This is a genomic window from Candidatus Tectomicrobia bacterium (assembly GCA_016192135.1).
Classification (GTDB): Bacteria; UBA8248; UBA8248; order UBA8248; family UBA8248; genus 2-12-FULL-69-37.
In genome coordinates, this window is sequence record JACPUR010000017.1 from 1 (window position 1) to 20,525 (window position 20,525).

Consider the following 20,525-nt stretch of genomic DNA (forward strand, 5'->3'; position numbering starts at 1 on the left):
AGATGGTCATGCCCGGGGACAACGTGGCGCTGACGGTGGATCTGATCACGCCCATCGCCATGGAGAAGGAGCTGCGCTTCGCCATCCGCGAGGGCGGCCGCACCGTGGGCGCCGGCGTCGTCTCCGAGGTGGTCGAGTAGCTTTTTAGGCAGGCTGGGCAGCTGGACAGGCGCGGCGGGCCGACCCGCCGGACGAGACGGAGAAACAGGGACAGAGATGAGTCAGAAAATCCGCATCCGCCTGAAGGCGTACGATCACCGGCTGCTGGACCAGTCGGTGACGGAGATTGTAGACACCGTCCGCCGGACGGGCGCCACGCTGGTGGGGCCCGTGCCGCTGCCGACCAGCATCAACAAGTACACCGTGCTGCGCGGCCCGCACATCGACAAGAAGTCGCGCGAGCAGTTCGAGATCCGGACGCACAAGCGCCTGGTGGACATCCTCGACCCCACGCAGCAGACGGTCGACGCGCTCATGAAGCTCGACCTGGCCGCCGGCGTGGACGTCGAGATCAAGCTGAACTAGCGGGAGATTCGGGAAGATGGACTATATCATCGGCCGCAAGGCGGGCATGACCCAGGTATTCGCCCCCGACGGCGGTCCCGTGCCCGTGACGGTGGTGGAGGTCGGCCCCTGCACGGTCGTCCAGCGCAAGACGCGGGAGAAGGACGGCTACGAGGCCGTCCAGCTGGGCTTCATGCCCCGCCGGGAGAAGGGCCTCTCGAAGGCCGAGCTCGGGCACTTCAAGAAGGGGGGCGTCCAGCCCTTCCGGGTGGTGAAGGAAGTGCCGGTGACCGAGGAGGACAAGGAGCTGCAGCCGGGCAGCGTCGTGGACGTGACGGTGTTCGATCGCGGGGACTGGGTGGACGTGACCGGCGTGACCAAGGGCCGGGGCTTCCAGGGCGTCATCAAGCGCCACAAGTTCCGCGGCGGCCCGGGCAGCCACGGCGGCATGTTCGACCGGCTGCCGGGCTCGATGAGCGCCTCCTCCTTCCCCTCCCGCATCATCAAGGGGAAGCGCCTCCCGGGGCACATGGGGGCGGTGCAGCAGACCGTCCAGGGGCTCCTGGTGGTGGACGTGCAGCCCGAGTCGAACGCGCTCCTGGTCCGGGGGGCGGTCCCCGGGCCGAAGAACGGCGTGGTGCTCCTGCGCCGCAGCATCCGGGTCAAGAGGAGCGCCGCGGAAAAACCGAAGGAGCAGGTCCGCAGCATGAACCCGCTGAAGGCGTCCAAGCGCGCGGCGCGAGGCGGCTGAGGAAGGACATGGCCCAGATCGACGTGCATGACTTGAGCGGCAAGGTGGTGGGGCAGTTCGAGCTGCCCGACGCCGTCTTCGACGGGGAGGTGAAGCTCCACCTCATCCATCAGATGGTGAAGGCCCAGCTCGCCAGCCGCCGCGCCGGGACCCATTCGACGCTGACGCGGAGCGAGATCCACGGGACGAACGCGAAGCCCTGGCGGCAGAAGGGCACCGGCCGCGCCCGGGCGGGCGACGTGAAATCGCCCCTCTGGCGGCACGGGGGCACCATCTTCGGCCCCAAGCCCCGCAGCTACGACCAGAAGGTGAACCGCAAGGCGCGCCGCACGGCGCTCAAGAGCGCGCTGAACCTGAGGTGGAAGGAAGGACGCCTCAAGGTGGTAGCGGACTTCGACCTGCCCGAGGCCAAGACGCGCCTGATGACGGGCGCCCTCCGCAGCCTCCAGGCCGAGGGCAAGACCCTCATGGTGACCGAGGCCGACCGCCCGAACTTCCTCCTCTCGGTGCGGAACATCCCGGGCACGAAGCCCATCCGGGTGGAAGGGCTCAACGTCTACGACATCATGTGGCACGAAACCCTCGTGTGCACGAAAGCGGCCCTCACGGCCATCGCCGAGAGGCTGACGGGCTCGGAAAGGCTGGCGGGCTGACATGGAGACGACGCAGATCATCCGGCGGCCTTGCGTGACGGAGAAGAGCATCCAGTCCTCCGAGGCGGCCAACAAGGTGGTGTTCGAAGTGGACATGCGGGCGAACAAGACCCAGGTGAAGAAGGCCGTCGAGGAGCTCTTCAAGGTGACGGTCCTCAAGGTGAACACCTTGTGGATGCCGGCCAAGCAGGTCCGCATGGGCAAGCGGGCGGGGATGCGCCCCGCCTGGAAGAAGGCGGTGGTCACCCTCAAAGAGGGCGACAAGATCGAGTTCTTCGAGACGGCTTAGGCCCGGAGGCTTCAGGAAATGCCGGTCAAGAGATACAAGCCAGTGACCCCCGCGAGCCGATTCCAGGAGGTCCTCGTCCGGGACGACCTGACGAAGAAGCCCCCCGAGAAGGCCCTCACCCAGGGCATGTCGAAGTCGGGCGGCCGCAACAACAACGGCCGCATCACCGCCTACCACCGGGGCGGCGGGCACAAGCGCCGCTACCGCGCCATCGACTTCCGGCGCGAGAAAGCCGGCGTGCCGGCCACGGTGCGGGCCATCGAGTACGACCCGAACCGCTCGGCTCGTGTGGCCCTGCTGGTCTACGCGGACGGCGAGAAGCGCTACATCCTCGCCCCCAAGGGCCTCCAGGTGGGCGACAAGGTGGAGTCCGGGCCCCGGGCCGACATCAAGCCGGGGAACGCCTTGCCGGTGGCCAGCATCCCCCTGGGGACGCTTTGCCACAACATCGAGCTCCGGCCGGGCGGCGGCGCCCGCATCGCCCGCAGCGCGGGGGTGAGCGCCCAGCTCATGGCGAAGGAGGGCCGCTACGCCCAATTCCGCCTGGCCTCGGGCGAGGTGCGGATGATCCACCTGACCTGCAGCGCCACCATCGGCGAGGTGGGCAACGCCGACCACGCCAACGTGAGCATCGGCAAGGCCGGCCGCGTCCGCTGGATGGGGTGGCGGCCGGTGGTCCGCGGCGTGGCCATGAACCCGGTCGATCACCCGCTGGGAGGCGGCGAGGGCAAGAGTTCGGGTGGGCGCCATCCCTGCACCCCCTGGGGCAAGCCCACCAAGGGCTATAAGACGCGCACGAAGAACAAGGCGTCGTCGAAGTTCATCGTCCGGCGCAGGGGCAAGAAGTAGGATTCCGAGAGGGGGAAGGAAGAGCCATGGCCCGTTCGCTGCATAAAGGCCCGTTCGTGGACGACCACCTGCTGAAGAAGGTCCAGGCCCAGGGCCGGGGCGGCGAGAAGCGCATGATCCGGACCTGGTCGCGCCGCTCCACCATCACGCCGGAGTTCGTGGGTCTCACCTTCGCGGTCCACAACGGCAAGAAGTTCATCCCGGTGTACGTGACGGAGAACATGGTCGGCTTCAAGCTGGGCGATTTCTCGCCGACCCGGACCTTCAAGTCCCACTCCGGCATCACCAAGCGTGCCATCACGCTGAAGTAGGGTGAGGAGAAGGAAGATGTCCAAGGCGACGCTGAAGCATCTCCGGGGCAAGCCGCGTAAGACGCGCCTGCTGGCCGATCTCATCCGTGGCAAGCGCGCCTCCGTGGCGCTGACGCTTCTGAGCCTCTCGACGGCCTCCTCCGCCAAGGCCATGGCCAAGGTGCTCCGCTCCGCGCTGGCGAACGCGACCGACCGCGGCCAGGCCGACGACCCGGAGAGCCTCGTCGTCCAGCGCGTGACGGTGGACCAGGGCCCCGTCCTCAAGCGGTTCCGGGCCCGCGCGCGGGGGCGCATGAACCACATCCGGAAGCGGAGCTGCCACGTCAACGTGGTGCTCGGCGAGAGTAAGTAGAGCAGAGAGGGAGAACGCATGGGCCAGAAAGTTCATCCCGTAGGGTTCCGGGTGGGCATCACCCGCGGCTGGGTTTCCACTTGGTTCGCCAAGCGGGGCTACGCGGACCTCCTGCACGGCGACCTGAAGGTGCGCGATTTCGTGAAGAAGCGCCTCACCCACGCCGGCGTGAGCAGCGTGGAGATCGAGCGGGCCAGCAACCGCGCCCGGATCAACATCTGGACGGCGCGGCCGGGCATCATCATCGGCAAGCGCGGCTCCGAGGTGGACAAGCTCAAGGCCGAGCTCCAGGAGCTCACCGGCAAGCAGATCTACGTGAACATCAAGGAGGTCCGGAAGGCCGAGGTGGACGCCCAGCTCGTGGCCGAGAACATCGCCATGCAGCTCGAGCGGCGCATCGCCTTCCGGCGGGCCATGAAGAAGGCCGTCACCTCCGCCCTCCGCTTCGGCGCCAAGGGCATCAAGGTGCGCTGCGCGGGCCGCCTCGGCGGGGCGGAGATCGCCCGCTCCGAGTGGTACCGCGAGGGCCGGGTGCCGCTCCAGACGCTGCGCGCCGACATCGACTACGGCTTCGCCGAGGCCCGCACCACCTACGGGGCCATCGGCGTTAAGGTTTGGATCTTCCGGGGCGAGATGATCCGGTCGGCGCGGCGGCGTCCGCAGGCCGAGACGCCCGCGCCCACGGCTTCTTAAAGAGACGGAGCAGGCAGCGCCATGTTGCAGCCCAAGCGGACGAAGTACCGCAAGCAGCAGAAGGGACGGACGCGGGGAGCGGCGACCCGGGGCACGGAGCTCGCCTTCGGGACCTTCGGCCTCCAGACGCTGGAGACGATCCGGATCACGGCCCGCCAGATCGAGGCCGCCCGCATCGCCATGACCCGCCACATCAAGCGCGGCGGCCGCATCTGGATCCGGATTTTTCCGGACAAGCCCGTGAGCAAGAAGCCCGCCGAGGTCCGCATGGGCAAGGGCAAGGGCACGCCCGAGGCCTGGGTCGCCCCGGTGCAGGCGGGCCGCATCCTCTACGAGATGGACGGGGTCACCGAGGCCGTGGCGAAGGAGGCCCTCCGCCTGGCGGCCCACAAGCTCCCCTGCAAGACGCGGGTGGTGAGCACGCAAGGAGGGGCGCGGTGAAGTTCTCCCAGGTGCATGAGCTGAGCCCCGAGGAGCTGGCTCAAAAGGAAGGCGAGATCCGGAAGGAACTCTTCAACCTGAAATTCCGGAAGGCGACCGGGCAGCTCGACAACACGGCCCGCGTCCGGAATCTCAAGCGGGACCTCGCCCGGGTGCTCACCAGTCAGAAACAGCGGGAGGCCCAGGCCCCCGCGGGAGGAAAGTGAGGCATGCCGGAGAGCGAACGGGGCCGCCGGAAGGTCCGCATCGGGATGGTGGTCAGCAACAAGATGGACAAGACGGCCGCCGTGCTCGTCACGCGGACGTTCGCCCACTCCAAGTTCAAGCGGGTCATCCGCCGGAGCAAGAAGTACCTCGTGCACGACGCCGAGAACGCGCTCCAGGTCGGCGACTTCGTGCGCATCGTCGAGACCCGTCCCCTCAGCCGGCGCAAGCACTGGCGCCTGCTCGAGGTGATCGAGCATTCTAAGTAGCGGGCGGGAGAGAGGGCAGGTCCGATGATCCAGATGAGAACCATGTGCAGCGTCGCCGACAACTCCGGCGCCAAGAAGGTCCAGTGCATCAAGGTCCTGGGCGGCACCCGGCGGCGCTACGCGGGCGTGGGCGACATCATTGTGGTCGCCGTGAAGGAGGCCACCCCGAACGCCGGGGTCAAGAAGGGCGAGGTCCGCAAGGCCGTCGTGGTCCGCACGGTGAAGGAGACGGGCCGCGAGGACGGCACCTACATCCGGTTCGACGACAACGCCGTGGTCATCATCAACGACGTGCGCGAGCCGGTGGGCACCCGCATTTTCGGCCCGGTGGCTCGGGAGCTGAGGCGCAAGCGTTTCATGCGCATCGTCTCCCTGGCCCCCGAGGTCCTGTGAGGTTTCGCCGATGGGCGGAAGCGGCAAGACGCACGTGAAGAAGGGCGATATCGTCGAGGTGATCTCCGGCCGGGAGAAGGGGAAGCGCGGCAAGGTCCTCCGGGTGCTCAAGGAGGAGAGCCGGGTCATCGTCGAGAAGCTCAACATGATCAAGCGGCACACGAAGGCCCGCCAGGCGGGGCAGCAGGGCGGCATTATCGAGCGGGAGGGCAAGATCCACATCAGCAACGTGCTGCCCGTGGATCCCAAGACCACCAAGGCCTCGCGGGTGAAGCGCAGGCGCCTGGAGGACGGCCGCCGCGTCCGGGTGACGCAGCGGAGCGGCGAGCTCCTGGACACGGTCTAGCGAGCGCTTGGAGCGTAGGGAAATGGCATACATTCCGCGGATGCTGGAGTTTTACCGCACCCAGGTGACGGAACAGCTGCGCAAGGAGTTCGGCTACAAGAACGTCATGCAGGTGCCGCGCCCGGTCAAGGTCACGCTGAACATGGGGCTGGGCGAGGCCGTGGCGAACGCCTCAGTGCTGGAGAACGGGGTGAACGAGCTCACCATCATCTCCGGCCAGAAGCCGGTGGTGACGCGGGCCCGCAAGTCCATCGCCAACTTCAAGCTGCGGGCGGGGATGCCGATCGGCGCGATGGTCACGCTCCGCGGCCTGAGGATGTGGGACTTCCTCGACCGGCTCGTGAACGTGGCGCTTCCCCGCGTGCGGGACTTCCGCGGCCTGAGCCCGAAGTCGTTCGACGGGCGGGGGAACTTCAGCATCGGCATCCGGGACCAGCTCATCTTCCCGGAGATCGACGTGGACAAGGTGGACAAGGCGCGCGGCCTGGGGGTGGTCATCTCCACCACCGCCCGGACGGACGAAGAGGGAAGGGCCCTGCTCCGGCTGCTTGGGGTCCCCTTCCGGACGAACTGACAAGGGGCGGGAGGTCGGATTTGGCCAAGCTTTGCAAGATCGCCAAGCAGCTTCAGAAGCCGAAGTTCGGGGTTCGCTTCCACAACCGCTGCCTGCGGTGCGGGCGGCCGCGCGGCTACCTGAGGCGTTTCAAGCTGTGCAGGATTTGCTTCAGGAACCTCGCCCTCCAGGGAGAGATCCCTGGAGTGACGAAGTCGAGCTGGTGAGAGGAGGGGCGCGGACATGAGCATGACCGATCCTATCGCCGACCTTCTCACGCGCGTCCGCAACGCGGCGCGGGCCGGCCACACGAGGGTGGAGGTCCCGGCCGGCCGGATGAAGGGCGAGATTCTCGGCATCCTCCGGGCGCAGGGCTTCATTCAGAGCTACGACTCGAAGCCTGGCCAGGGCGGGCAGGAGCTCCTGGTGATCAGCCTGAAGTCCCCGGTGAAGGGCAAGAACCCCCTCAACGGGCTGCGGCGGGTGAGCAAGCCGGGGCGGCGGGTGTACGTGGGCAAGGAAGACATTCCCAAGGTGCTGAACGGCATGGGGATCGCTATCCTCACCACCCCCAAGGGAATCCTCACGGACGAGGAAGCCCGGGCGCAGGGCGTGGGAGGAGAGGTGATCTGCGAGATTTGGTGAGGGCTGCGTAATGTCCCGTATCGGAAGAATGCCCATCCCCCTCCCGGCGGGGGTCGAGGTGAAGGTGGATGGCCAAGCCGTCACGGTCAAGGGGCCCAAGGGCTCTCTCAGCCGCCAGGTCCACCCGCGCATGAAGGTGGAGGTGGCCGGCGGCCGGGTGACGGTGAGCCGGCCCACCGACGGGCGGCTCGACCGGTCCTTGCACGGCCTCACGCGGACCCTCCTGGCCAACATGGTCGAGGGCGTCTCCAAGGGCTACGAGAAGGAGCTCGAGGTGGTCGGCCTTGGCTACCGGGTGGAGGCCCAGGGCAAGGGCCTCGTCCTCAGCGTAGGCTATTCGCACCAAGTGCGGGTCGAGGCCGTCGAGGGGATCGCCTTCGAGGTCCAGAGCGACCGCCAGCGGAACGCGATCAAGGTGAAGGGCATCGACAAGGAAGTGGTCGGCTACGTGGCTTCCGAAATCCGGCGCATCATGCCCCCCGAGCCCTTCAAGGGCAAGGGAATCCGCTACACGGGCGAGTACGTGCGCCGCAAGGTCGGCAAGGCGGGCGTCTAGCCCGGGGAGGACTGAACGGTGGCTGTGGCGAAAAAGCAGCTGGCATGGCAGGCCCGCAAGGCGCGGGTGCGCAAGCGGGTGAGCGGGACGGCCGACCGGCCCCGCATCACCGTCTTCCGCAGCGGAAAGCACATCTACGCCCAGCTGATCGACGATCGTACGGGCCGCACCATCGCGTCCGCCTCCTCGCGGGAGGAGGCGTTCGCGGCGCAGGCTGGGTCCGCCGAGAAGGTGCACGCGGGCAACCGGGCCGGGGCCGCCATCGTGGGCAAGCTGCTGGGCGATCGGGCGAAGGCCCAGGGCGTCGCCCAGGTGGTGTTCGACCGGAACGGCTATCTGTACCACGGCCGGGTGAAGGCCCTGGCCGACGGGGTCCGTGAGACGGGGGTGAAGTTCTGATGGCGCGTGAACCGAGGGGTGGTCCCAGGAACCAGCCGGAGCCCGAAGAGCGGGAGTTCGTGGACCGCGTCATCTTCGTGAACCGCGTGGCCAAGGTGGTCAAGGGCGGCCGGCGCTTCAGCTTCAGCGCCCTGGTGACGGTGGGCGACCGCAAGGGCCAGGTGGGGCTGGGCCTCGGCAAGGCGAACGAGGTGCCCGAGGCCATCCGCAAGGGCATCGAGCGGGCCCGCAAGTCCATGGTGCGGGTTTCGCTGGACGGGGACACGATTCCCCACCAGGTGCTGGGGCACTACGGGGCGGGACGGGTCCTCCTCAAGCCGGCCGCGCGGGGGACGGGCGTCATCGCCGGTGGTTCGGTGCGCGCGGTGCTGGACGTGGCCGGGGTGCGGGACATCCTCACGAAGTGCATCGGGACGAGCAACCCGCACAACGCGGCCAAGGCGGCCCTGGCGGGACTGAAGTCGCTGCGCAAGCGCGACGAGGTGCTCTCGGTCCGCGGCGTCGCGGCGGCGGGCGCCCCTCAGGCCCGGTCCTAAGGAGCGGCGGCGATGGCGGATCAGATCAAGATCACCCTGAAGAAGAGCGTCTCGGGCTCGAAGCCCGTTCACCGCGAGGCGCTCCGGGGCCTGGGGCTCCGGCGGATCAACCAGAGCGTGTACCGCAAGGACAACCCCAGCATCCGGGGCTTGATTTTCCAGGTGAAGCACCTGGTGGACGTGGAGGAGGGGGCCTAGGCCCCCGGAGGAACGATGGCCGATAAAAACCAAGGCGAAGGGCGCGTGACCGGCCTGGGCGACCTGCGCGGGAAGCCGGGCGCCACCCACAGCCGCAAGCGCGTGGGGCGCGGGCCGGGCTCCGGAATGGGGAAGACCTCCACCCGCGGCCACAAGGGCGCCAAGGCGCGCTCGGGCAACAAGAAGAAGCCCGGCTACGAGGGCGGCCAGATGCCCATCCAGCGGCGGCTGCCCAAGCGGGGCTTCCGGAACATCTTCGCCAAGGATTTTTCCGAGGTGAACGTGGGCCGGCTGGACCGCTTCGAGGCAGGGTCCGCCGTGGACGCGGCGGCCCTGCGCGCGAGCGGCCTGGTCCGCAAGCTCGCGGCCAACGGCGTGAAGCTGCTCGGGACGGGCGAAGTCAGCCGGGCCCTGCACCTGAAGGTCCAGGCCTGCAGCGAGTCGGCCCGGAAGAAGGTGGAGGGCGCGGGCGGCAGCGTCGAGGTGATTCCGCTGAAGGCCGCCCAGGGAGCGAGCGCGTGAGGGAAGGGGCCGTCCCCAATATTTTCCAGATTCCCGAGCTGAGGAACCGCATCCTCTTCACGCTGGGAATCCTGGCGGTGTACCGCGTGGGGGCGCACATCCCGACGCCGGGCATCGACACGGTGGCGCTGGCCGCCTTCTTCCAGGAGCTCTCCCGGGGCGGCGGCACCATCATGCAGTTCTTCGACCTCTTCACCGGAGGCGCCCTGAGCCAGCTCACCATCTTCGCGCTGGGGATCATGCCTTACATCAGCGCCTCCATCATCCTGGAGCTGCTGACGGTGGTCATCCCCCACCTCGAGCGCCTCAAGAAGGAGGGCGAGGCGGGACGCAAGAAGATCAACCAGTACACCCGCTACGGCACGGTGGTGCTCTCCACCATCCAGGGCTTCGGGATCGCCATCGGCATCGAGCGGATGACGGCGCCCACGGGCGCCCTGGTGGTGCCCGATCCGGGCTGGGGCTTCAGGCTTCTGACGGTCCTGACGCTGGTGGCGGGCACGGCCTTTATCATGTGGCTGGGCGAGCAGATCACGGAACGCGGCATCGGGAATGGCATCTCGCTCCTCATCTTCGCGGGGATCGTGGCCGGGCTGCCCAGCGCGATCTTCAACTCGTTCCGGCTGATGGGCACGGGGGAGATCCAGCCCTTCGTGATGATCCTGCTGGTCATCGGGATGATCGGCGTCGTGGGGCTGGTGGTGTGGTTCGAGGCGGGACAGAGGCGAATACGGGTGCAGTACGCCAAGCGCATCGTGGGGCGCCGGATGGCGGGGGGGCAGGAGACCCATCTCCCCCTCAAGGTGAACACCTCGGGCGTCATCCCCCCGATCTTCGCGAGTTCGATCATCCTCTTTCCGGCCACCATCGCCGAATTTTCCGGCGTCCCCTGGATGCGGGACCTGAGCGCCCAGCTCACCCGCGGCGGTTGGGTGTATGTGGTCCTCACGGCGTCGCTGATCTTCTTTTTCGCGTACTTCTACACGTCCATCATCTTCAATCCGATGGATGTGGCGGAGAACCTCCGGAAGTACGGCGGCTTCATTCCCGGCCGGCGGCCCGGGCGCCCGACGGCCGAATACATCGACCGGGTGCTCAGCCGCCTCACCTTCCTGGGGGCTATTTACCTGAGCGCGATCGTCATCCTGCCCACCTATCTCATCCAGTGGTTCAACGTTCCCTTCTTCTTCGGGGGCACGGCGCTGCTGATCGTGGTAGGGGTGGCGGTGGACACCCAGAGGCAGATCGAGAGCCACCTGGTGATGCGCAACTACGAGGGTTTCCTGAGGAGAGGCCGCGTCCGCGGGAGGACAGGGTGAGCGTAAAGCTCGTATTGCTGGGTCCTCCCGGCTCGGGAAAAGGGACGCAGGGAATCCTGCTGAGCAAGTTCTACGGCATACCGCAGATCTCGACCGGGGACATGCTCCGGGAGGCGGTGGCCGAGGGCTCGGAGCTGGGGAAGCGGGTCCAGGGGCATCTCACGAAGGGCCAACTGGTCCCGGACGACGTGATCATCTCCATCGTCGAGGAACGGGTCAGCCGGCCCGACTGCGCCCAGGGGTTCATCCTGGACGGTTTTCCGAGGACGGTGGACCAGGCGCGCGCCCTCGAGCGCGACCTGAGCGATGGGATCGACGCGGTCGTATACCTCCAGGTGCCGAGAGAGGAGGTCATGGCCCGGCTGGCGGGGAGACTGACCTGCCGCAAGTGCAAGTCGGTCTTCCCGAAGGTGGACACCTCCCTGTGCCCGGTCTGCGGAGGCGACCTCTACCAGCGCGACGACGACATGAGCAGCACGGTGGAGCACCGCCTGAAGGTGTTCGAGGAGCACACGGCCCCGCTCGTGGACTTCTACCGCACCTTGGGCAAGGTCCTCGAGATCGACGGCACGGGCCCGGTGGAGCGGGTGGCGCAGCGTGTGGAGGGCGAAATCGCCCGGGTGCTGGCGTGACATGGCCATCATGCTTCGCTCTCCGGAGGAGGTGGAGAAGCTCCGGGCCAGCAACCGGGCCGTGGCGCTGGTGATGAAGGAACTGAGAAAAGTCGTGAAGGCGGGAGTGACCACCCTGGAGCTGGACGCCCTGGCCGAGAAGCTCCTTCTCGACATGGGCGCCAAGCCGGCCTTCAAGGGCTACCGGGGTTACAGGCACACCATTTGCGCCTCGGTGAACGAGGAGGTCGTGCATGGCATCCCGTCCAAGCGGAAACTCAAGGAGGGGGACATCATCAGCATCGATATCGGCGCCAAGCTGAACGGCTATTACGGCGACCACGCGGCCACCCTCCCGGTGGGGCAGGTGAGCGGCGCGGCGCGGCGCCTCATCCGCTGCTGCGAGCAGGCCCTCGTGAGAGGGATCGAGAAGGCGCGCTCCGGCAACCGCCTTTTCGACATCTCGCACGCCATCCAGGCGCACGCCGAGGAGGCGGGCTTCTCGGTGGTCCGGGCCTACGTCGGGCACGGCATCGGGACGAACCTTCACGAGGAGCCCCAGGTCCCCAATTTTGGCGATCCCGGGACGGGTCCCGAGCTCAAGCCGGGCATGGTGCTGGCCATTGAGCCGATGCTCAACGCGGGGGTGGCGGACGTGAAGGTGCTCGGCGACGAGTGGACCGTGGTAACGGCCGATTCCAAGCTCTCGGCCCATTTCGAGCACACGCTGGCCATCTCCGATGACGGGCCGGACGTGCTGAGCCTGGCCTCATGAGAAAGCCGCGCCGGTCGTCCGGGGGTGGCTCCAGGGGGAAGGGGCGCCCCCCGCGCGAGCGCGAGGAAAGGGCGCCGAAAGAGGACGTCATCGAGATCGACGGGGTCGTGGCCGAGACGCTGCCCAACGCCATGTTCCGGGTCGAGATCGAGGGCGGGCACAAGGTGCTGGCGCACATCTCCGGCAAGATGCGGATGAACTTCATCCGGATCCTGCCGGGCGACGCCGTGAAGGTGGAGCTGTCGCCCTACGACCTGACGCGGGGGCGGATCACGAGCCGTTACAAGTAGCCGAGGAATGAAGCCATGAAAGTGCGCAGTTCGGTGAAGCCTATCTGTGACAAGTGCAAGGTGATTCGGCGCAAGGGCGTCGTCCGCGTCCTCTGCACCAATCCCAAACACAAGCAGCGCCAGGGCTAGCCGGCGGCGCTGGAGGGAGAAGGCGATGGCACGCATCGCGGGGGTGGACATCCCGAACGACAAGAACGTGGAGATCGCGCTCACCTACATCTTCGGCATCGGGCGTCCCTCCGCGCTGAAGATAACCGGGGACGCGAAAATCCCAGTCCACACGAAGATGAAGGACCTGACCGAGCAGCAGATCCAGGCCCTGCGCGAGCTTGTCGAGCGCCAGTACACCGTGGAGGGCGATCTACGGAGCCGGGTGTCCATGAACATCAAGCGCCTCATGGACATCGGCTCCTACCGCGGCCTCAGGCACCGGCGCGGCCTGCCGGTGCGGGGGCAGCGCACCCACACGAACGCGCGCACCCGCAAGGGGCCGCGCAAGACCGTGGGATCGAGGAAGAAAGAGACGAAGTAGGCCACGCGAGGAGGATCAGAGTTGGCGCAAGCGGGCAAGGGAAAGCGGCCGGGGAGCAAGCGGCGCCGGGAGCGCCGGGCCATCGGCAAGGGTCAGGCCCATATCCTGGCCACCTTCAACAACACGATGATCACCATCTCCGACGCCGGCGGGAACGTCGTCTGCTGGGCGTCGGCGGGGGCCGAGGGGTTTAAGGGCTCGCGCAAGAGCACGCCCTTCGCCGCCCAGATGGCGGCCGCCTCGGTGGCCAAAAAGGCGCTCGACCTTGGGGTGACCTCGGTGGAGGTCCTGGTGAGCGGGCCGGGCTCCGGCCGGGAGGCGGCCATCCGCTCCCTGGCGGCCGCGGGCCTGGAGGTTTCGCTCATCCGCGACGTGACGCCGATTCCGCATAACGGCTGCCGGCCGCGCAAGCGGCGCCGGGTGTAGAGCCGGGGCAAGAGAGAGGGGGGTAAACCGGGTTGGCTCGATACAAAGAAGCTGTCTGCCGCTTGTGCCGCCGAGAGGGAATGAAGCTCTTTCTCAAGGGCGATCGCTGCCTGGGGGACAAGTGCTCCGTCGAGAAGCGCGCGTTTCCGCCGGGGCAGCACGGCGCCGCCCGCATCCGAAGCAAGGTAAGCGAGTACGGCCAGCAGCTCCGGGAGAAACAGAAGGTCCGGCGCGTCTACGGCGTGCTCGAGCGCCCCTTCCGGCGCTACTACGGGGAGGCGTCGCGGCAGAAGGGAGTCACCGGAGACAACCTCATGCGGCTCCTGGAAACCCGCCTCGACAACGTGCTTTACCGTGCCAGCCTGGCCGATTCCCGGCCGCAGGCGCGGCAGCTCGTCACGCACAGCCACGTGACCGTCAACGGCCGCAAAGTGAACCGGCCCGCCTATTTGCTGAAGAAGGGTGACGTCGTCTCCCTCAAGGAGAAGAGCAAGAAGGTCGAGGGAGTCCAGCGGAGCGCCGAGAAGGGGAAGGCGCGCGGCGTGCCGGCCTGGCTGGACGTGGACCTGACGGACATGCAGGCGAGGATAGTCGAGCTGCCCGGGCTGGCGGACGTTCAGCTCGATATCAACGTGCAGCAGATCGTCGAGCTCTACTCCAAGTAATCGCCGAGGGCGGCAGGCGCCGCCGCAGCCGCAGGACATGGGGCGGATCGCCGCTCGGAGGGCATAGGCACATGAGTCAATACGCGGACTTGGTCAAGCCGTCCAGCCTGGAGACGGAAAAAGAATCGCTGACGGACACGTTCGGCCGGTTCGTCGCAGAGCCGCTGGAGCGGGGCTACGGGACCACCCTCGGGAACGCGCTGAGGCGCGTGATCCTCGCCTCGCTCCAGGGCGCCGCCTTCACGGCGGTGCGGATCGAGGGCGTCTACCACGAGTTCTCCTCCATCCCGGGCGTGATGGAGGACGTGACCGACATCATCTTGAACCTGAAGGAAGTGGTCATCAAGGTGGAGACGGACCAGCTCCCTCTGCGCCTCACCTACCAGCACAAGGGCTCGGCCGCCGAGTTCAAGGCGGGCGACATCCAGTCGCGGCCGGGGGTGCGCGTCCTCAACCCCGGCCTCCACATCGCCACCCTGAACGAGGAGGCGAACCTGGACATGGAGCTCATCGTGGACGCGGGCCGGGGCTACGTCCCCGCCGAGCGGAACGCGGACGCCAACCTGGGGCCGCAGTTCATCCCGATGGACTCGGTGTTCTCCCCCATCCGCCGGTGCGCCTTCCGGGTCGAGAAGACCCGGGTGGGCGACGTCACCGACTACGACAAGCTCATCCTCGAGGTGGTCACGAACGGTACCATCGCCCCGGTGGACGCCGTGGCTCACGCGGCGAAAATCCTGAAGGACAACCTCCAGATCTTCATCAACTTCGAGGAAGAGGAGGCGCCTAAGACGCCCGAGGTGGACGAGCGGCGCCAGAAGCTGGTCGAGAACCTGCGCCGGAGCGTCGAGGAGCTCGAGCTCTCCGTGCGCAGCTACAACTGCCTCAAGAACGCCCGCATCCACACGCTGGGCGATCTCGTCCAGAAGACCGAGGCCGAGATGCTCAAGACGCGCAACTTCGGCCGCAAGAGCCTGAATGAGATCCGGGAGATCCTCAGCTCGATGGGGCTCTCCCTCGGGATGGACCTGTCCCAGCTCCGGATCAATCCGCAGGACCTGAACCGGCCGGGCGAGGAAGGCTAGGAGAAGTCATGCGACACCTCAGGACCGGAAAGAAGCTGGGCCGCACCAGCAAGCACCGCATCGCCATGACGCGGAACCTCGTCACCTCGCTCATCGACGAGGAGCGCGTGCGGACCACCCTCGCCAAGGCGAAGGAGGTGCGCCGCCACGCCGAGAGGATCATCACCATCGGCCGGCGGGGCGGTCTCCACGCACGGCGCCTCGTGGCGGCCTACCTGATGACGCCGGCCTCGGTGAAGAAGCTCCTGGAGACCATCGGCCCCCGCTACAAGGAGCGGCCCGGCGGCTACACGCGCATCCTGCGCCTGCCGCCCCGCCCCGGCGACTCCGCTCCGATGGCGTTCCTGGAGCTGGTGGACCGTGACACCACGCGCGAGAAGGCCAAGCAGGAGCGGCGCCAGAAGAAGCAGGAAGCCGAAGGGGGCCAGGCCGGCTCCTAGCGGCGTTTATCACCGGCGGAGGAGAGGGAGAGCCCGGTCCAGCGGCTCTCCCTCTTTTTTTTTGCGAAAGGAGCCCCGAATGACCGGATCGCGCGGCCGCCCCGACGCGGACGGCTGCTTCGTCTGCGGCCCCGCCAATCCCATCGGCCTCAAGCTCGCCTTCCGCCTGGAGGGGGAGGTGTGTCGGAGCGAGTTCACGCCGCAGGCGGTCCACCAGGGCTACGACGGCGTGACCCACGGAGGGATTCTCTTCAGCGCCCTCGACGACGTGATGGCGAACTGGCTCTTCCTGCGGGGGGCCCGCGCCTACACCGCGCGGGGGGAGATCCGCTACCGCGAGCCGGTGCCCGTGGGCACGCCGCTGATCCTCGAGGGGAGGCTCAAGGCCGCGAAGGGCCGCTTCGTCACCCTGCGGGGGCTCGCCCTGCGCGCCGGGGACGGCGGCACGGTCGCCGAGTCCGAGAGCGTCTTCCACGTGGTCGACCCGGGACGGGGAGGATGGTCATGATCGTCGGTATCCCCAAGGAGATCAAGAAGGACGAGCACCGCGTCGCCCTCTCGCCGGGCGCCGTGGAGGCCCTCGCGGCGGCGGGCCACACCGTCCTCGTCGAGAAGGGCGGGGGGGCCGGGGCGGGCATCGCCGACAAGGAGTACGAGGACGTGGGCGGGCGCATCGCCCTCTCGGCGGACGAGATGTGGCGCCAGTCCGACATGATCGTCAAGGTCAAGGAGCCGCTCAGGCCGGAGTACGCCCGCATGCGGGAGGGCCAGATTCTCTTCGCCTTCCTGCACCTGGCCGCCGCCAAGACCCTCGCGCGGGTCCTCCTGAAGAAGAAGGTCGTGGCCATCGCCTTCGAAACCGTGCGCACCCCGAACGGCTCCCTCCCCCTCCTCCAGCCCATGAGCGAGATAGCGGGCCGCATGGCCGTCCAGGAGGGCGCGAAGTACCTGGAGAAGAGCATGGGGGGCCGGGGAGTGCTGCTCTCCGGCGCGCCGGGGGTGCCGAAGGGGAACGTGGTCATCCTGGGGGCGGGGATGGTCGGGAAGAACGCGGCCAAGATCGCCGTCGGGCTGAACGCCGACGTCACGGTGCTCGACGTGAACCATTCCCGGCTGGAGTACGTGGACGACATCTTCGGGGGCCGGGTGAAGACCCTCACGTCCACCCGGTTCTCCATCCGGGAGGCGGTGCGGGGGGCGGACATCCTCATCGGGGCTGTCCTTCTCCCCGGCGCCCGGGCGCCCCTCCTCGTGCCGCGCCCGCTCGTCAAGCAGATGAACCCGGGCTCGGTCATCGTGGACGTGGCGGTGGACCAGGGAGGCTGCGTCGAGACCATCCGCCCCACCTACCACTCCAAGCCCACCTATGTGGTGGACGGCGTCATCCACTACGGGGTGGCGAACATGCCGGGAGGCGTCCCCCGCACGAGCACTTTTGCCCTCTCCGCCGCCATCCTGCCCTACACCCTGGAGCTCGCGAACCTGGGGGCAGCCGAGGCCCTCCGCGCCCTGCCCGAGCTGGCCGGAGGCCTGAACGCGGCCGGCGGCCGGATCACCCATCCCGCCGTCGCCGAGGCGCTGGGGATGAAGTACGCGAGGGTGGAGGAGGTGGTTTAGGAGGGAGGCCATAGGCCCTGTCATTCCGAGGGCGTGAGCCCGAGGAATCTGCTTTTGGTTCTTTGTGCGTTAAAAATAGAGAAGCAGATTCCTCGCTTCGCTCGGAATGACATCCAGGGGCGTTTCCCTTTTGTCTGTAGGGGCGAGGCATGCCTCGCCCCTACAGAAATTCCCGTCCGTCGCACTCTTTCTACACCACCCCCTCGTCCCTCAATTTCTTCCGCGCGGCGGCGTCCAGCTTGAGGACGGATTCGAGTACCTCGTCCGTGTGCTGGCCGAGGGAGGGGGGCGGGGTGCGCACGGCGCCGGGGGTGGCCGAGAGCTTGATGGGGACGCCGGTGACCTTGGTCCGCCCCGCCTGGGGCACGTCCACCTCCACCACCATCTCCCGGGCGAGCACCTGGGGCTCGGCGAACACCTGGTCGAGGGTGTTGATGGGGCCGCAGGGCACCCCCGCCTTGCGCAGCGCCGCCAGGGTGGGCTGGAGATCCCGGGCGGCGAAGAAGGGGTCGAGGATGGCCTGGAGGGCCTCGCGGTTCCCCACCCGGTTAGCGTTCACGGCGAAGCGCGGGTCCTGCTTGATGTCCGTGAGGCTCATGGCGTCGCAGAAGCGGCGCCAGAGGCTGTCGTTCCCCACGCCGAGGTTGAAGTAGCCGTCCCGGCACTTGTAGGTCTCGTAGGGGGTGATGGAGGGGTGCCTGTTGCCCCGCCGGGGCGGCACCTTGCCCGTCGCGAAGAAGCCGGTGGCGTGGTAGGTGAGGAGCGCCACCTGGCCGTCCAGCATCCCCACGTCCACCATCTGGCCCTCTCCGGTGCGCTCGCGGTGGAAGAGGGCGAGGAGGATGCCGTTCGCGGCCAGCATGCCCGCCGTGATGTCGGCGACCGAGGCGCCCACCTTGGCGGGGGGGCCGTCCGGCTCCCCGGTCAGGCTCATGACGCCCCCCTCGCCCTGGATGACCACGTCGAAGCCGGGCTCGCTCTTCCGCGGGCCGGTCTGGCCGAAGCCCGACACCGAGCAGAAGACGGCGCGCGGGTTCAGGCGGTGGATCTCCTCCCAGGGGAAGCCCAGCTTGTCCAGCGTTCCGGGGCGGAAGTTCTCCACCACCACGTCCGAGGCGCGGATGAGGCCGGCGAGGAGGGCCTTGCCCCTCTCCTTCTTCAGGTCCAGGGTGACGCTCTTCTTGTTGCGGTTGATCGAGATGAAGTAGGTGCTCACGCCGTTCAGGAAGGGAGGCCCCCAGGCGCGGGTGTCGTCTCCGCCGTCGGGGTTCTCGACCTTGATGATCTCGGCCCCCATGTCCCCCAGCATCATGGTGCAGTAGGGGCCGGCCAGGATGCGGGTGAGGTCCAGGACCCGGATGCCAACGAGCGGTGCGGGCATGTGAGGCGTCTCTCCTTGAGCGGGTTCGGCCGGCGGGCTCAACTCGCCGTCAGGGCTGGAGGAGTGAGATCAACACCCCGGCCGCGACGGCCGAGCCGATGACGCCCGCCACGTTGGGCCCCATCGCGTGCATGAGGAGGAAATTCTTGGGGTTCGCCTCCTGGCCCACCTTCTGGGCCACCCGGGCGGCCATCGGGACGGCGCTCACCCCGGCCGCACCGATGAGGGGGTTGATGGGATCCTTGCTGAAGCGGGCCATGACCTTCCCGAAGAGGACGCCCGAGGCCGTCCCGATGCTGAAAGCGAGGAAGCCCAGGAGGAGGATGCCCAAGGTTTCGAGCTTGAGGAAGGTCTCGGCCCGCATGGAGGCCCCGACCGAGGCTCCGAGCAGGATGGTCACGATGTTGAGGAGCTCTCCCTCCGAGGTCTTGAGGAGGCGGTCGACCAGGCCGCTCTCCCGGAAGAGGTTGCCCAGCATGAGCATCCCGATGAGGGGCACGGCCGAGGGCACGATCAGGCCGCAGAGGATGGTCGAGACGATGGGGAAGAGGACACGGGCCGGCTTGGGCACGGGCTTGAGCTGGAGCATGACCCGGGATCGCTCCTCCACGGTCGTCAGGGCCCGCATGATGGGGGGCTGGATCAGGGGGACGAGAGCCATGTAGCTGTAGGCGGCGACCGCGACGGGGCCCAGGAGCTCGGGGGCGAGCTTGGAGGCGGTGTAGATGGCCGTCGGGCCGTCCGCCCCCCCGATGATGCCGATGGCGCCCGCCTGCGGAAGGTTGAAGCCGAGAAGCACGCTCAGGATGAGGGCGCCGAAGATGGCGAACTGCGCGGCGGCTCCCAGCAGGAGGGTCTTGGGGTTGGCGAGGAGGGGGCCGAAATCCGTCAGGGCCCCGATCCCCATGAAGATAATGGGGGGGAAGATGCCGAACTTCACGCCGAAGTAGAAGTAGTAGAGGAGCCCTCCCTCGTCGAACATCCCTCCTCCCGGCATGTTCGAGAGGAGCATCCCGAAGGAGATGGGAAGCAGCAGCAGCGGCTCGAATTCCTTCACGAGCGCCAGGAAGAGAAGGATGCAGGAGACGGCGATCATGAGGAGATCGCCCCACTTCATGGCGTAGAAGCCCGTCTCGCGCAGGAACAGCGACGCCGCGCCGTCCAGGCCCGTCATGCGATCTCCAGGAGGACTTGGCCGGTTTCGACCTTGTCCCGCGCCTGGACGCGGATCGAGCGGACGGTGCCGGCCACCTCCGCGCTGATGACGTTCTCCATCTTCATGGCCTCCAGGACGAGGAGCTTGTCTCCCACGGCAACGGTGTCGCCCTCCTTGACCGCAATCGAGAGCACCTGACCCGGCAGGGGGCTAAGAACGGTGCCGCTGCCGCCGCCGGCCAGGTGCCGGGGCGGGGCCGCGGCGGGGCGGGGCACCGAGGCGCGGGAGCGGGCCGGAGAGGGAGTGGCGGCCTGGGAAGGGTTTTCTTCCTCGACCTCGGCGAAGTGCTCCTGGCCGTCCACGATGATCCTGAGCCGGTTCGTCCCCGCCTCGCGCTCGGCCTCGATGGCGTACCGCTTGCCGCCGATGGTCAGGTGGAATTTCTTCAACGGGGCCTCCTCAGGGGCGAGCTGGCCCGCCCCCGCGCCGCCCAGCGGGTGGAGCGGCGAGTGACGGAGGGGATGTAGAGCGACGGGCCCTCGGTCTCGATGAAGTGGGCGGCGGCGGCCGCCAGGACCACCTCCACCCCGGCCCCCTCCTGCGCGGGAGCGGCCGGCCTAGGGGCCCCCACAGAAACTTGCGGAGCCTCGCGGTAGAGCCAGGTGAGGAGCTGCATCGTCCACATGAGGAGGATGAGGGAGAGGAACACCACCCCCATGCCGATGACGGCGAGGACGATGGCCTGCACCAAGAGGGCGAGCACG

General features: G+C 67.9%; 38 protein-coding genes. 34 read left to right on the top strand and 4 right to left on the bottom strand.

All coding sequences use genetic code 11. From position 1 onward, the window contains the following. The 34 genes from tuf to ald all read left to right on the top strand — a co-directional run. Positions 1 to 140, top strand: a 140-nt coding sequence (gene tuf / locus HYZ11_06390) for an elongation factor Tu (GenBank protein MBI3127214.1), incomplete at its 5' end; no start/stop codon positions are given. 76 nt (positions 141 to 216) lie between these two features. Next, positions 217 to 525, top strand: coding sequence for a 30S ribosomal protein S10 (gene rpsJ, locus HYZ11_06395; protein ID MBI3127215.1), 309 nt, complete (start codon positions 217 to 219; stop codon positions 523 to 525). A gap of 16 nt (positions 526 to 541) precedes the next feature. Then, positions 542 to 1,255, top strand: a complete 714-nt coding sequence (gene rplC, locus HYZ11_06400; protein ID MBI3127216.1) for a 50S ribosomal protein L3 — start codon at positions 542 to 544, stop codon at positions 1,253 to 1,255. A gap of 8 nt (positions 1,256 to 1,263) precedes the next feature. Then, positions 1,264 to 1,908, top strand: coding sequence for a 50S ribosomal protein L4 (gene rplD, locus HYZ11_06405; GenBank protein ID MBI3127217.1), 645 nt, complete (start codon positions 1,264 to 1,266; stop codon positions 1,906 to 1,908). A 1-nt stretch (position 1,909) separates the two neighbouring features. After that, complete coding sequence (gene rplW, locus HYZ11_06410) at positions 1,910 to 2,197, top strand: 50S ribosomal protein L23 (protein MBI3127218.1); 288 nt, start codon at positions 1,910 to 1,912, stop codon at positions 2,195 to 2,197. An 18-nt stretch (positions 2,198 to 2,215) separates the two neighbouring features. Then, positions 2,216 to 3,046, top strand: a complete 831-nt coding sequence (gene rplB, locus HYZ11_06415; GenBank protein ID MBI3127219.1) for a 50S ribosomal protein L2 — start codon at positions 2,216 to 2,218, stop codon at positions 3,044 to 3,046. A 26-nt stretch (positions 3,047 to 3,072) separates the two neighbouring features. After that, the gene (rpsS, locus tag HYZ11_06420; protein ID MBI3127220.1) at positions 3,073 to 3,357 is read left to right on the top strand and encodes a 30S ribosomal protein S19; all 285 of its coding nucleotides are present in this window, start codon (positions 3,073 to 3,075) and stop codon (positions 3,355 to 3,357) included. A 16-nt stretch (positions 3,358 to 3,373) separates the two neighbouring features. Then, the gene (gene rplV, locus HYZ11_06425) at positions 3,374 to 3,709 is read left to right on the top strand and encodes a 50S ribosomal protein L22 (GenBank protein MBI3127221.1); all 336 of its coding nucleotides are present in this window, start codon (positions 3,374 to 3,376) and stop codon (positions 3,707 to 3,709) included. Positions 3,710 to 3,727: 18 nt separating this feature from the next. Continuing rightward, positions 3,728 to 4,402: a 30S ribosomal protein S3 gene (rpsC, locus tag HYZ11_06430; protein MBI3127222.1), complete on the top strand. Its 675-nt coding sequence runs from the start codon at positions 3,728 to 3,730 to the stop codon at positions 4,400 to 4,402. Positions 4,403 to 4,423: 21 nt separating this feature from the next. Continuing rightward, positions 4,424 to 4,843: a 50S ribosomal protein L16 gene (gene rplP, locus HYZ11_06435; protein MBI3127223.1), complete on the top strand. Its 420-nt coding sequence runs from the start codon at positions 4,424 to 4,426 to the stop codon at positions 4,841 to 4,843. Then, positions 4,840 to 5,049 carry a 50S ribosomal protein L29 gene (rpmC, locus tag HYZ11_06440; GenBank protein MBI3127224.1) on the top strand — a complete coding sequence of 70 codons (210 nt, stop codon included), beginning with the start codon at positions 4,840 to 4,842 and terminating at the stop codon, positions 5,047 to 5,049. The genes rplP and rpmC overlap by 4 nt, the downstream gene beginning before the upstream one ends. A 3-nt stretch (positions 5,050 to 5,052) precedes the next feature. Then, positions 5,053 to 5,316: a 30S ribosomal protein S17 gene (gene rpsQ, locus HYZ11_06445; protein ID MBI3127225.1), complete on the top strand. Its 264-nt coding sequence runs from the start codon at positions 5,053 to 5,055 to the stop codon at positions 5,314 to 5,316. A gap of 24 nt (positions 5,317 to 5,340) precedes the next feature. Then, on the top strand, positions 5,341 to 5,709 hold the full coding sequence (gene rplN, locus HYZ11_06450; protein MBI3127226.1) for a 50S ribosomal protein L14: 369 nt from the start codon (positions 5,341 to 5,343) through the stop codon (positions 5,707 to 5,709). Between the two features lie 10 nt (positions 5,710 to 5,719). Beyond that, entirely contained in the window at positions 5,720 to 6,055 is a 336-nt protein-coding gene (gene rplX / locus HYZ11_06455; GenBank protein ID MBI3127227.1) for a 50S ribosomal protein L24, read from the top strand. A 31-nt stretch (positions 6,056 to 6,086) separates the two neighbouring features. Then, positions 6,087 to 6,629: a 50S ribosomal protein L5 gene (rplE, locus tag HYZ11_06460; protein ID MBI3127228.1), complete on the top strand. Its 543-nt coding sequence runs from the start codon at positions 6,087 to 6,089 to the stop codon at positions 6,627 to 6,629. 20 nt (positions 6,630 to 6,649) lie between these two features. After that, the gene (locus tag HYZ11_06465) at positions 6,650 to 6,835 is read left to right on the top strand and encodes a type Z 30S ribosomal protein S14 (protein MBI3127229.1); all 186 of its coding nucleotides are present in this window, start codon (positions 6,650 to 6,652) and stop codon (positions 6,833 to 6,835) included. Positions 6,836 to 6,851: 16 nt separating this feature from the next. Then, positions 6,852 to 7,253 (top strand): 30S ribosomal protein S8, encoded by a 402-nt coding sequence (gene rpsH / locus HYZ11_06470; GenBank protein MBI3127230.1) that lies wholly within the window; start codon positions 6,852 to 6,854, stop codon positions 7,251 to 7,253. A gap of 10 nt (positions 7,254 to 7,263) precedes the next feature. Continuing rightward, positions 7,264 to 7,809 (top strand): 50S ribosomal protein L6, encoded by a 546-nt coding sequence (gene rplF, locus HYZ11_06475; protein ID MBI3127231.1) that lies wholly within the window; start codon positions 7,264 to 7,266, stop codon positions 7,807 to 7,809. Positions 7,810 to 7,827: 18 nt separating this feature from the next. Beyond that, positions 7,828 to 8,208, top strand: a complete 381-nt coding sequence (locus HYZ11_06480) for a 50S ribosomal protein L18 (protein ID MBI3127232.1) — start codon at positions 7,828 to 7,830, stop codon at positions 8,206 to 8,208. Further along, the gene (rpsE, locus tag HYZ11_06485) at positions 8,208 to 8,744 is read left to right on the top strand and encodes a 30S ribosomal protein S5 (GenBank protein ID MBI3127233.1); all 537 of its coding nucleotides are present in this window, start codon (positions 8,208 to 8,210) and stop codon (positions 8,742 to 8,744) included. Before HYZ11_06480 ends, rpsE begins: the two co-directional genes overlap by 1 nt. Positions 8,745 to 8,756: 12 nt before the next feature. Continuing rightward, positions 8,757 to 8,942 (top strand): 50S ribosomal protein L30, encoded by a 186-nt coding sequence (rpmD, locus tag HYZ11_06490; GenBank protein MBI3127234.1) that lies wholly within the window; start codon positions 8,757 to 8,759, stop codon positions 8,940 to 8,942. 15 nt (positions 8,943 to 8,957) lie between these two features. Then, a complete protein-coding gene (gene rplO, locus HYZ11_06495) occupies positions 8,958 to 9,464 on the top strand; it encodes a 50S ribosomal protein L15 (GenBank protein MBI3127235.1) in 507 nt (168 codons plus the stop codon). Next, positions 9,461 to 10,783 carry a preprotein translocase subunit SecY gene (gene secY / locus HYZ11_06500; protein ID MBI3127236.1) on the top strand — a complete coding sequence of 441 codons (1,323 nt, stop codon included), beginning with the start codon at positions 9,461 to 9,463 and terminating at the stop codon, positions 10,781 to 10,783. Before rplO ends, secY begins: the two co-directional genes overlap by 4 nt. After that, positions 10,780 to 11,415 (top strand): adenylate kinase, encoded by a 636-nt coding sequence (locus HYZ11_06505; GenBank protein MBI3127237.1) that lies wholly within the window; start codon positions 10,780 to 10,782, stop codon positions 11,413 to 11,415. Before secY ends, HYZ11_06505 begins: the two co-directional genes overlap by 4 nt. A gap of 1 nt (position 11,416) precedes the next feature. Next, a complete protein-coding gene (map, locus tag HYZ11_06510) occupies positions 11,417 to 12,169 on the top strand; it encodes a type I methionyl aminopeptidase (GenBank protein MBI3127238.1) in 753 nt (250 codons plus the stop codon). After that, positions 12,166 to 12,459 carry a translation initiation factor IF-1 gene (gene infA, locus HYZ11_06515; protein ID MBI3127239.1) on the top strand — a complete coding sequence of 98 codons (294 nt, stop codon included), beginning with the start codon at positions 12,166 to 12,168 and terminating at the stop codon, positions 12,457 to 12,459. The genes map and infA overlap by 4 nt, the downstream gene beginning before the upstream one ends. A 15-nt stretch (positions 12,460 to 12,474) precedes the next feature. Then, the gene (rpmJ, locus tag HYZ11_06520) at positions 12,475 to 12,588 is read left to right on the top strand and encodes a 50S ribosomal protein L36 (protein MBI3127240.1); all 114 of its coding nucleotides are present in this window, start codon (positions 12,475 to 12,477) and stop codon (positions 12,586 to 12,588) included. A 25-nt stretch (positions 12,589 to 12,613) separates the two neighbouring features. After that, complete coding sequence (rpsM, locus tag HYZ11_06525) at positions 12,614 to 12,991, top strand: 30S ribosomal protein S13 (protein ID MBI3127241.1); 378 nt, start codon at positions 12,614 to 12,616, stop codon at positions 12,989 to 12,991. A 21-nt stretch (positions 12,992 to 13,012) separates the two neighbouring features. Then, positions 13,013 to 13,417: a 30S ribosomal protein S11 gene (gene rpsK / locus HYZ11_06530; protein MBI3127242.1), complete on the top strand. Its 405-nt coding sequence runs from the start codon at positions 13,013 to 13,015 to the stop codon at positions 13,415 to 13,417. Between the two features lie 32 nt (positions 13,418 to 13,449). Further along, a complete protein-coding gene (gene rpsD, locus HYZ11_06535; GenBank protein MBI3127243.1) occupies positions 13,450 to 14,082 on the top strand; it encodes a 30S ribosomal protein S4 in 633 nt (210 codons plus the stop codon). 71 nt (positions 14,083 to 14,153) lie between these two features. Continuing rightward, positions 14,154 to 15,167: a DNA-directed RNA polymerase subunit alpha gene (locus tag HYZ11_06540; protein ID MBI3127244.1), complete on the top strand. Its 1,014-nt coding sequence runs from the start codon at positions 14,154 to 14,156 to the stop codon at positions 15,165 to 15,167. 8 nt (positions 15,168 to 15,175) lie between these two features. After that, positions 15,176 to 15,607 carry a 50S ribosomal protein L17 gene (gene rplQ, locus HYZ11_06545; GenBank protein ID MBI3127245.1) on the top strand — a complete coding sequence of 144 codons (432 nt, stop codon included), beginning with the start codon at positions 15,176 to 15,178 and terminating at the stop codon, positions 15,605 to 15,607. Positions 15,608 to 15,686: 79 nt separating this feature from the next. After that, on the top strand, positions 15,687 to 16,115 hold the full coding sequence (locus HYZ11_06550) for a PaaI family thioesterase (protein ID MBI3127246.1): 429 nt from the start codon (positions 15,687 to 15,689) through the stop codon (positions 16,113 to 16,115). Further along, a complete protein-coding gene (ald, locus tag HYZ11_06555; protein MBI3127247.1) occupies positions 16,112 to 17,224 on the top strand; it encodes an alanine dehydrogenase in 1,113 nt (370 codons plus the stop codon). Before HYZ11_06550 ends, ald begins: the two co-directional genes overlap by 4 nt. Before the next feature lie 190 nt (positions 17,225 to 17,414). On the opposite strand, the gene HYZ11_06560 is transcribed toward ald, so the two are convergent. From HYZ11_06560 to HYZ11_06575, 4 genes are all read right to left on the bottom strand, one after another. Further along, complete coding sequence (locus HYZ11_06560) at positions 17,415 to 18,605, bottom strand: CoA transferase (GenBank protein ID MBI3127248.1); 1,191 nt, start codon at positions 18,603 to 18,605, stop codon at positions 17,415 to 17,417. Positions 18,606 to 18,654: 49 nt separating this feature from the next. Then, positions 18,655 to 19,701, bottom strand: coding sequence for a sodium ion-translocating decarboxylase subunit beta (locus HYZ11_06565; protein MBI3127249.1), 1,047 nt, complete (start codon positions 19,699 to 19,701; stop codon positions 18,655 to 18,657). A gap of 74 nt (positions 19,702 to 19,775) precedes the next feature. Then, positions 19,776 to 20,210, bottom strand: coding sequence for a biotin/lipoyl-binding protein (locus HYZ11_06570; protein MBI3127250.1), 435 nt, complete (start codon positions 20,208 to 20,210; stop codon positions 19,776 to 19,778). Next, positions 20,207 to 20,524 (bottom strand): OadG family protein, encoded by a 318-nt coding sequence (locus tag HYZ11_06575; protein MBI3127251.1) that lies wholly within the window; start codon positions 20,522 to 20,524, stop codon positions 20,207 to 20,209. The genes HYZ11_06570 and HYZ11_06575 overlap by 4 nt, the downstream gene beginning before the upstream one ends. Position 20,525: the final 1 nt, after the last annotated feature.

Excerpts from the sequence above, each read along its gene's own strand:
- rpmD (MBI3127234.1), top strand. The coding sequence starts at position 8,757 with ATGGCGGATCAGATCAAGATCACCCTGAAGAAGAGCGTCTCGGGCTCG.
- ald (MBI3127247.1), top strand. The coding sequence starts at position 16,112 with ATGATCGTCGGTATCCCCAAGGAGATCAAGAAGGACGAGCACCGCGTC.
- rplV (MBI3127221.1), top strand. The coding sequence starts at position 3,374 with ATGTCCAAGGCGACGCTGAAGCATCTCCGGGGCAAGCCGCGTAAGACG.
- rpsQ (MBI3127225.1), top strand. The coding sequence starts at position 5,053 with ATGCCGGAGAGCGAACGGGGCCGCCGGAAGGTCCGCATCGGGATGGTG.
- rplN (MBI3127226.1), top strand. The coding sequence starts at position 5,341 with ATGATCCAGATGAGAACCATGTGCAGCGTCGCCGACAACTCCGGCGCC.
- rpsH (MBI3127230.1), top strand. The coding sequence starts at position 6,852 with ATGAGCATGACCGATCCTATCGCCGACCTTCTCACGCGCGTCCGCAAC.
- rpmJ (MBI3127240.1), top strand. The coding sequence starts at position 12,475 with ATGAAAGTGCGCAGTTCGGTGAAGCCTATCTGTGACAAGTGCAAGGTG.
- rplF (MBI3127231.1), top strand. The coding sequence starts at position 7,264 with ATGTCCCGTATCGGAAGAATGCCCATCCCCCTCCCGGCGGGGGTCGAG.
- HYZ11_06565 (MBI3127249.1), bottom strand. The coding sequence starts at position 19,701 with ATGATCGCCGTCTCCTGCATCCTTCTCTTCCTGGCGCTCGTGAAGGAA.
- rplB (MBI3127219.1), top strand. The coding sequence starts at position 2,216 with ATGCCGGTCAAGAGATACAAGCCAGTGACCCCCGCGAGCCGATTCCAG.
- map (MBI3127238.1), top strand. The coding sequence starts at position 11,417 with ATGGCCATCATGCTTCGCTCTCCGGAGGAGGTGGAGAAGCTCCGGGCC.
- HYZ11_06550 (MBI3127246.1), top strand. The coding sequence starts at position 15,687 with ATGACCGGATCGCGCGGCCGCCCCGACGCGGACGGCTGCTTCGTCTGC.
- infA (MBI3127239.1), top strand. The coding sequence starts at position 12,166 with ATGAGAAAGCCGCGCCGGTCGTCCGGGGGTGGCTCCAGGGGGAAGGGG.
- HYZ11_06540 (MBI3127244.1), top strand. The coding sequence starts at position 14,154 with ATGAGTCAATACGCGGACTTGGTCAAGCCGTCCAGCCTGGAGACGGAA.
- HYZ11_06560 (MBI3127248.1), bottom strand. The coding sequence starts at position 18,605 with ATGCCCGCACCGCTCGTTGGCATCCGGGTCCTGGACCTCACCCGCATC.
- rplW (MBI3127218.1), top strand. The coding sequence starts at position 1,910 with ATGGAGACGACGCAGATCATCCGGCGGCCTTGCGTGACGGAGAAGAGC.
- rpsJ (MBI3127215.1), top strand. The coding sequence starts at position 217 with ATGAGTCAGAAAATCCGCATCCGCCTGAAGGCGTACGATCACCGGCTG.
- rplC (MBI3127216.1), top strand. The coding sequence starts at position 542 with ATGGACTATATCATCGGCCGCAAGGCGGGCATGACCCAGGTATTCGCC.
- rplP (MBI3127223.1), top strand. The coding sequence starts at position 4,424 with ATGTTGCAGCCCAAGCGGACGAAGTACCGCAAGCAGCAGAAGGGACGG.
- rplO (MBI3127235.1), top strand. The coding sequence starts at position 8,958 with ATGGCCGATAAAAACCAAGGCGAAGGGCGCGTGACCGGCCTGGGCGAC.
- rplX (MBI3127227.1), top strand. The coding sequence starts at position 5,720 with ATGGGCGGAAGCGGCAAGACGCACGTGAAGAAGGGCGATATCGTCGAG.
- rpsM (MBI3127241.1), top strand. The coding sequence starts at position 12,614 with ATGGCACGCATCGCGGGGGTGGACATCCCGAACGACAAGAACGTGGAG.
- rpsS (MBI3127220.1), top strand. The coding sequence starts at position 3,073 with ATGGCCCGTTCGCTGCATAAAGGCCCGTTCGTGGACGACCACCTGCTG.
- rpsE (MBI3127233.1), top strand. The coding sequence starts at position 8,208 with ATGGCGCGTGAACCGAGGGGTGGTCCCAGGAACCAGCCGGAGCCCGAA.
- rpsC (MBI3127222.1), top strand. The coding sequence starts at position 3,728 with ATGGGCCAGAAAGTTCATCCCGTAGGGTTCCGGGTGGGCATCACCCGC.
- rplD (MBI3127217.1), top strand. The coding sequence starts at position 1,264 with ATGGCCCAGATCGACGTGCATGACTTGAGCGGCAAGGTGGTGGGGCAG.
- rplQ (MBI3127245.1), top strand. The coding sequence starts at position 15,176 with ATGCGACACCTCAGGACCGGAAAGAAGCTGGGCCGCACCAGCAAGCAC.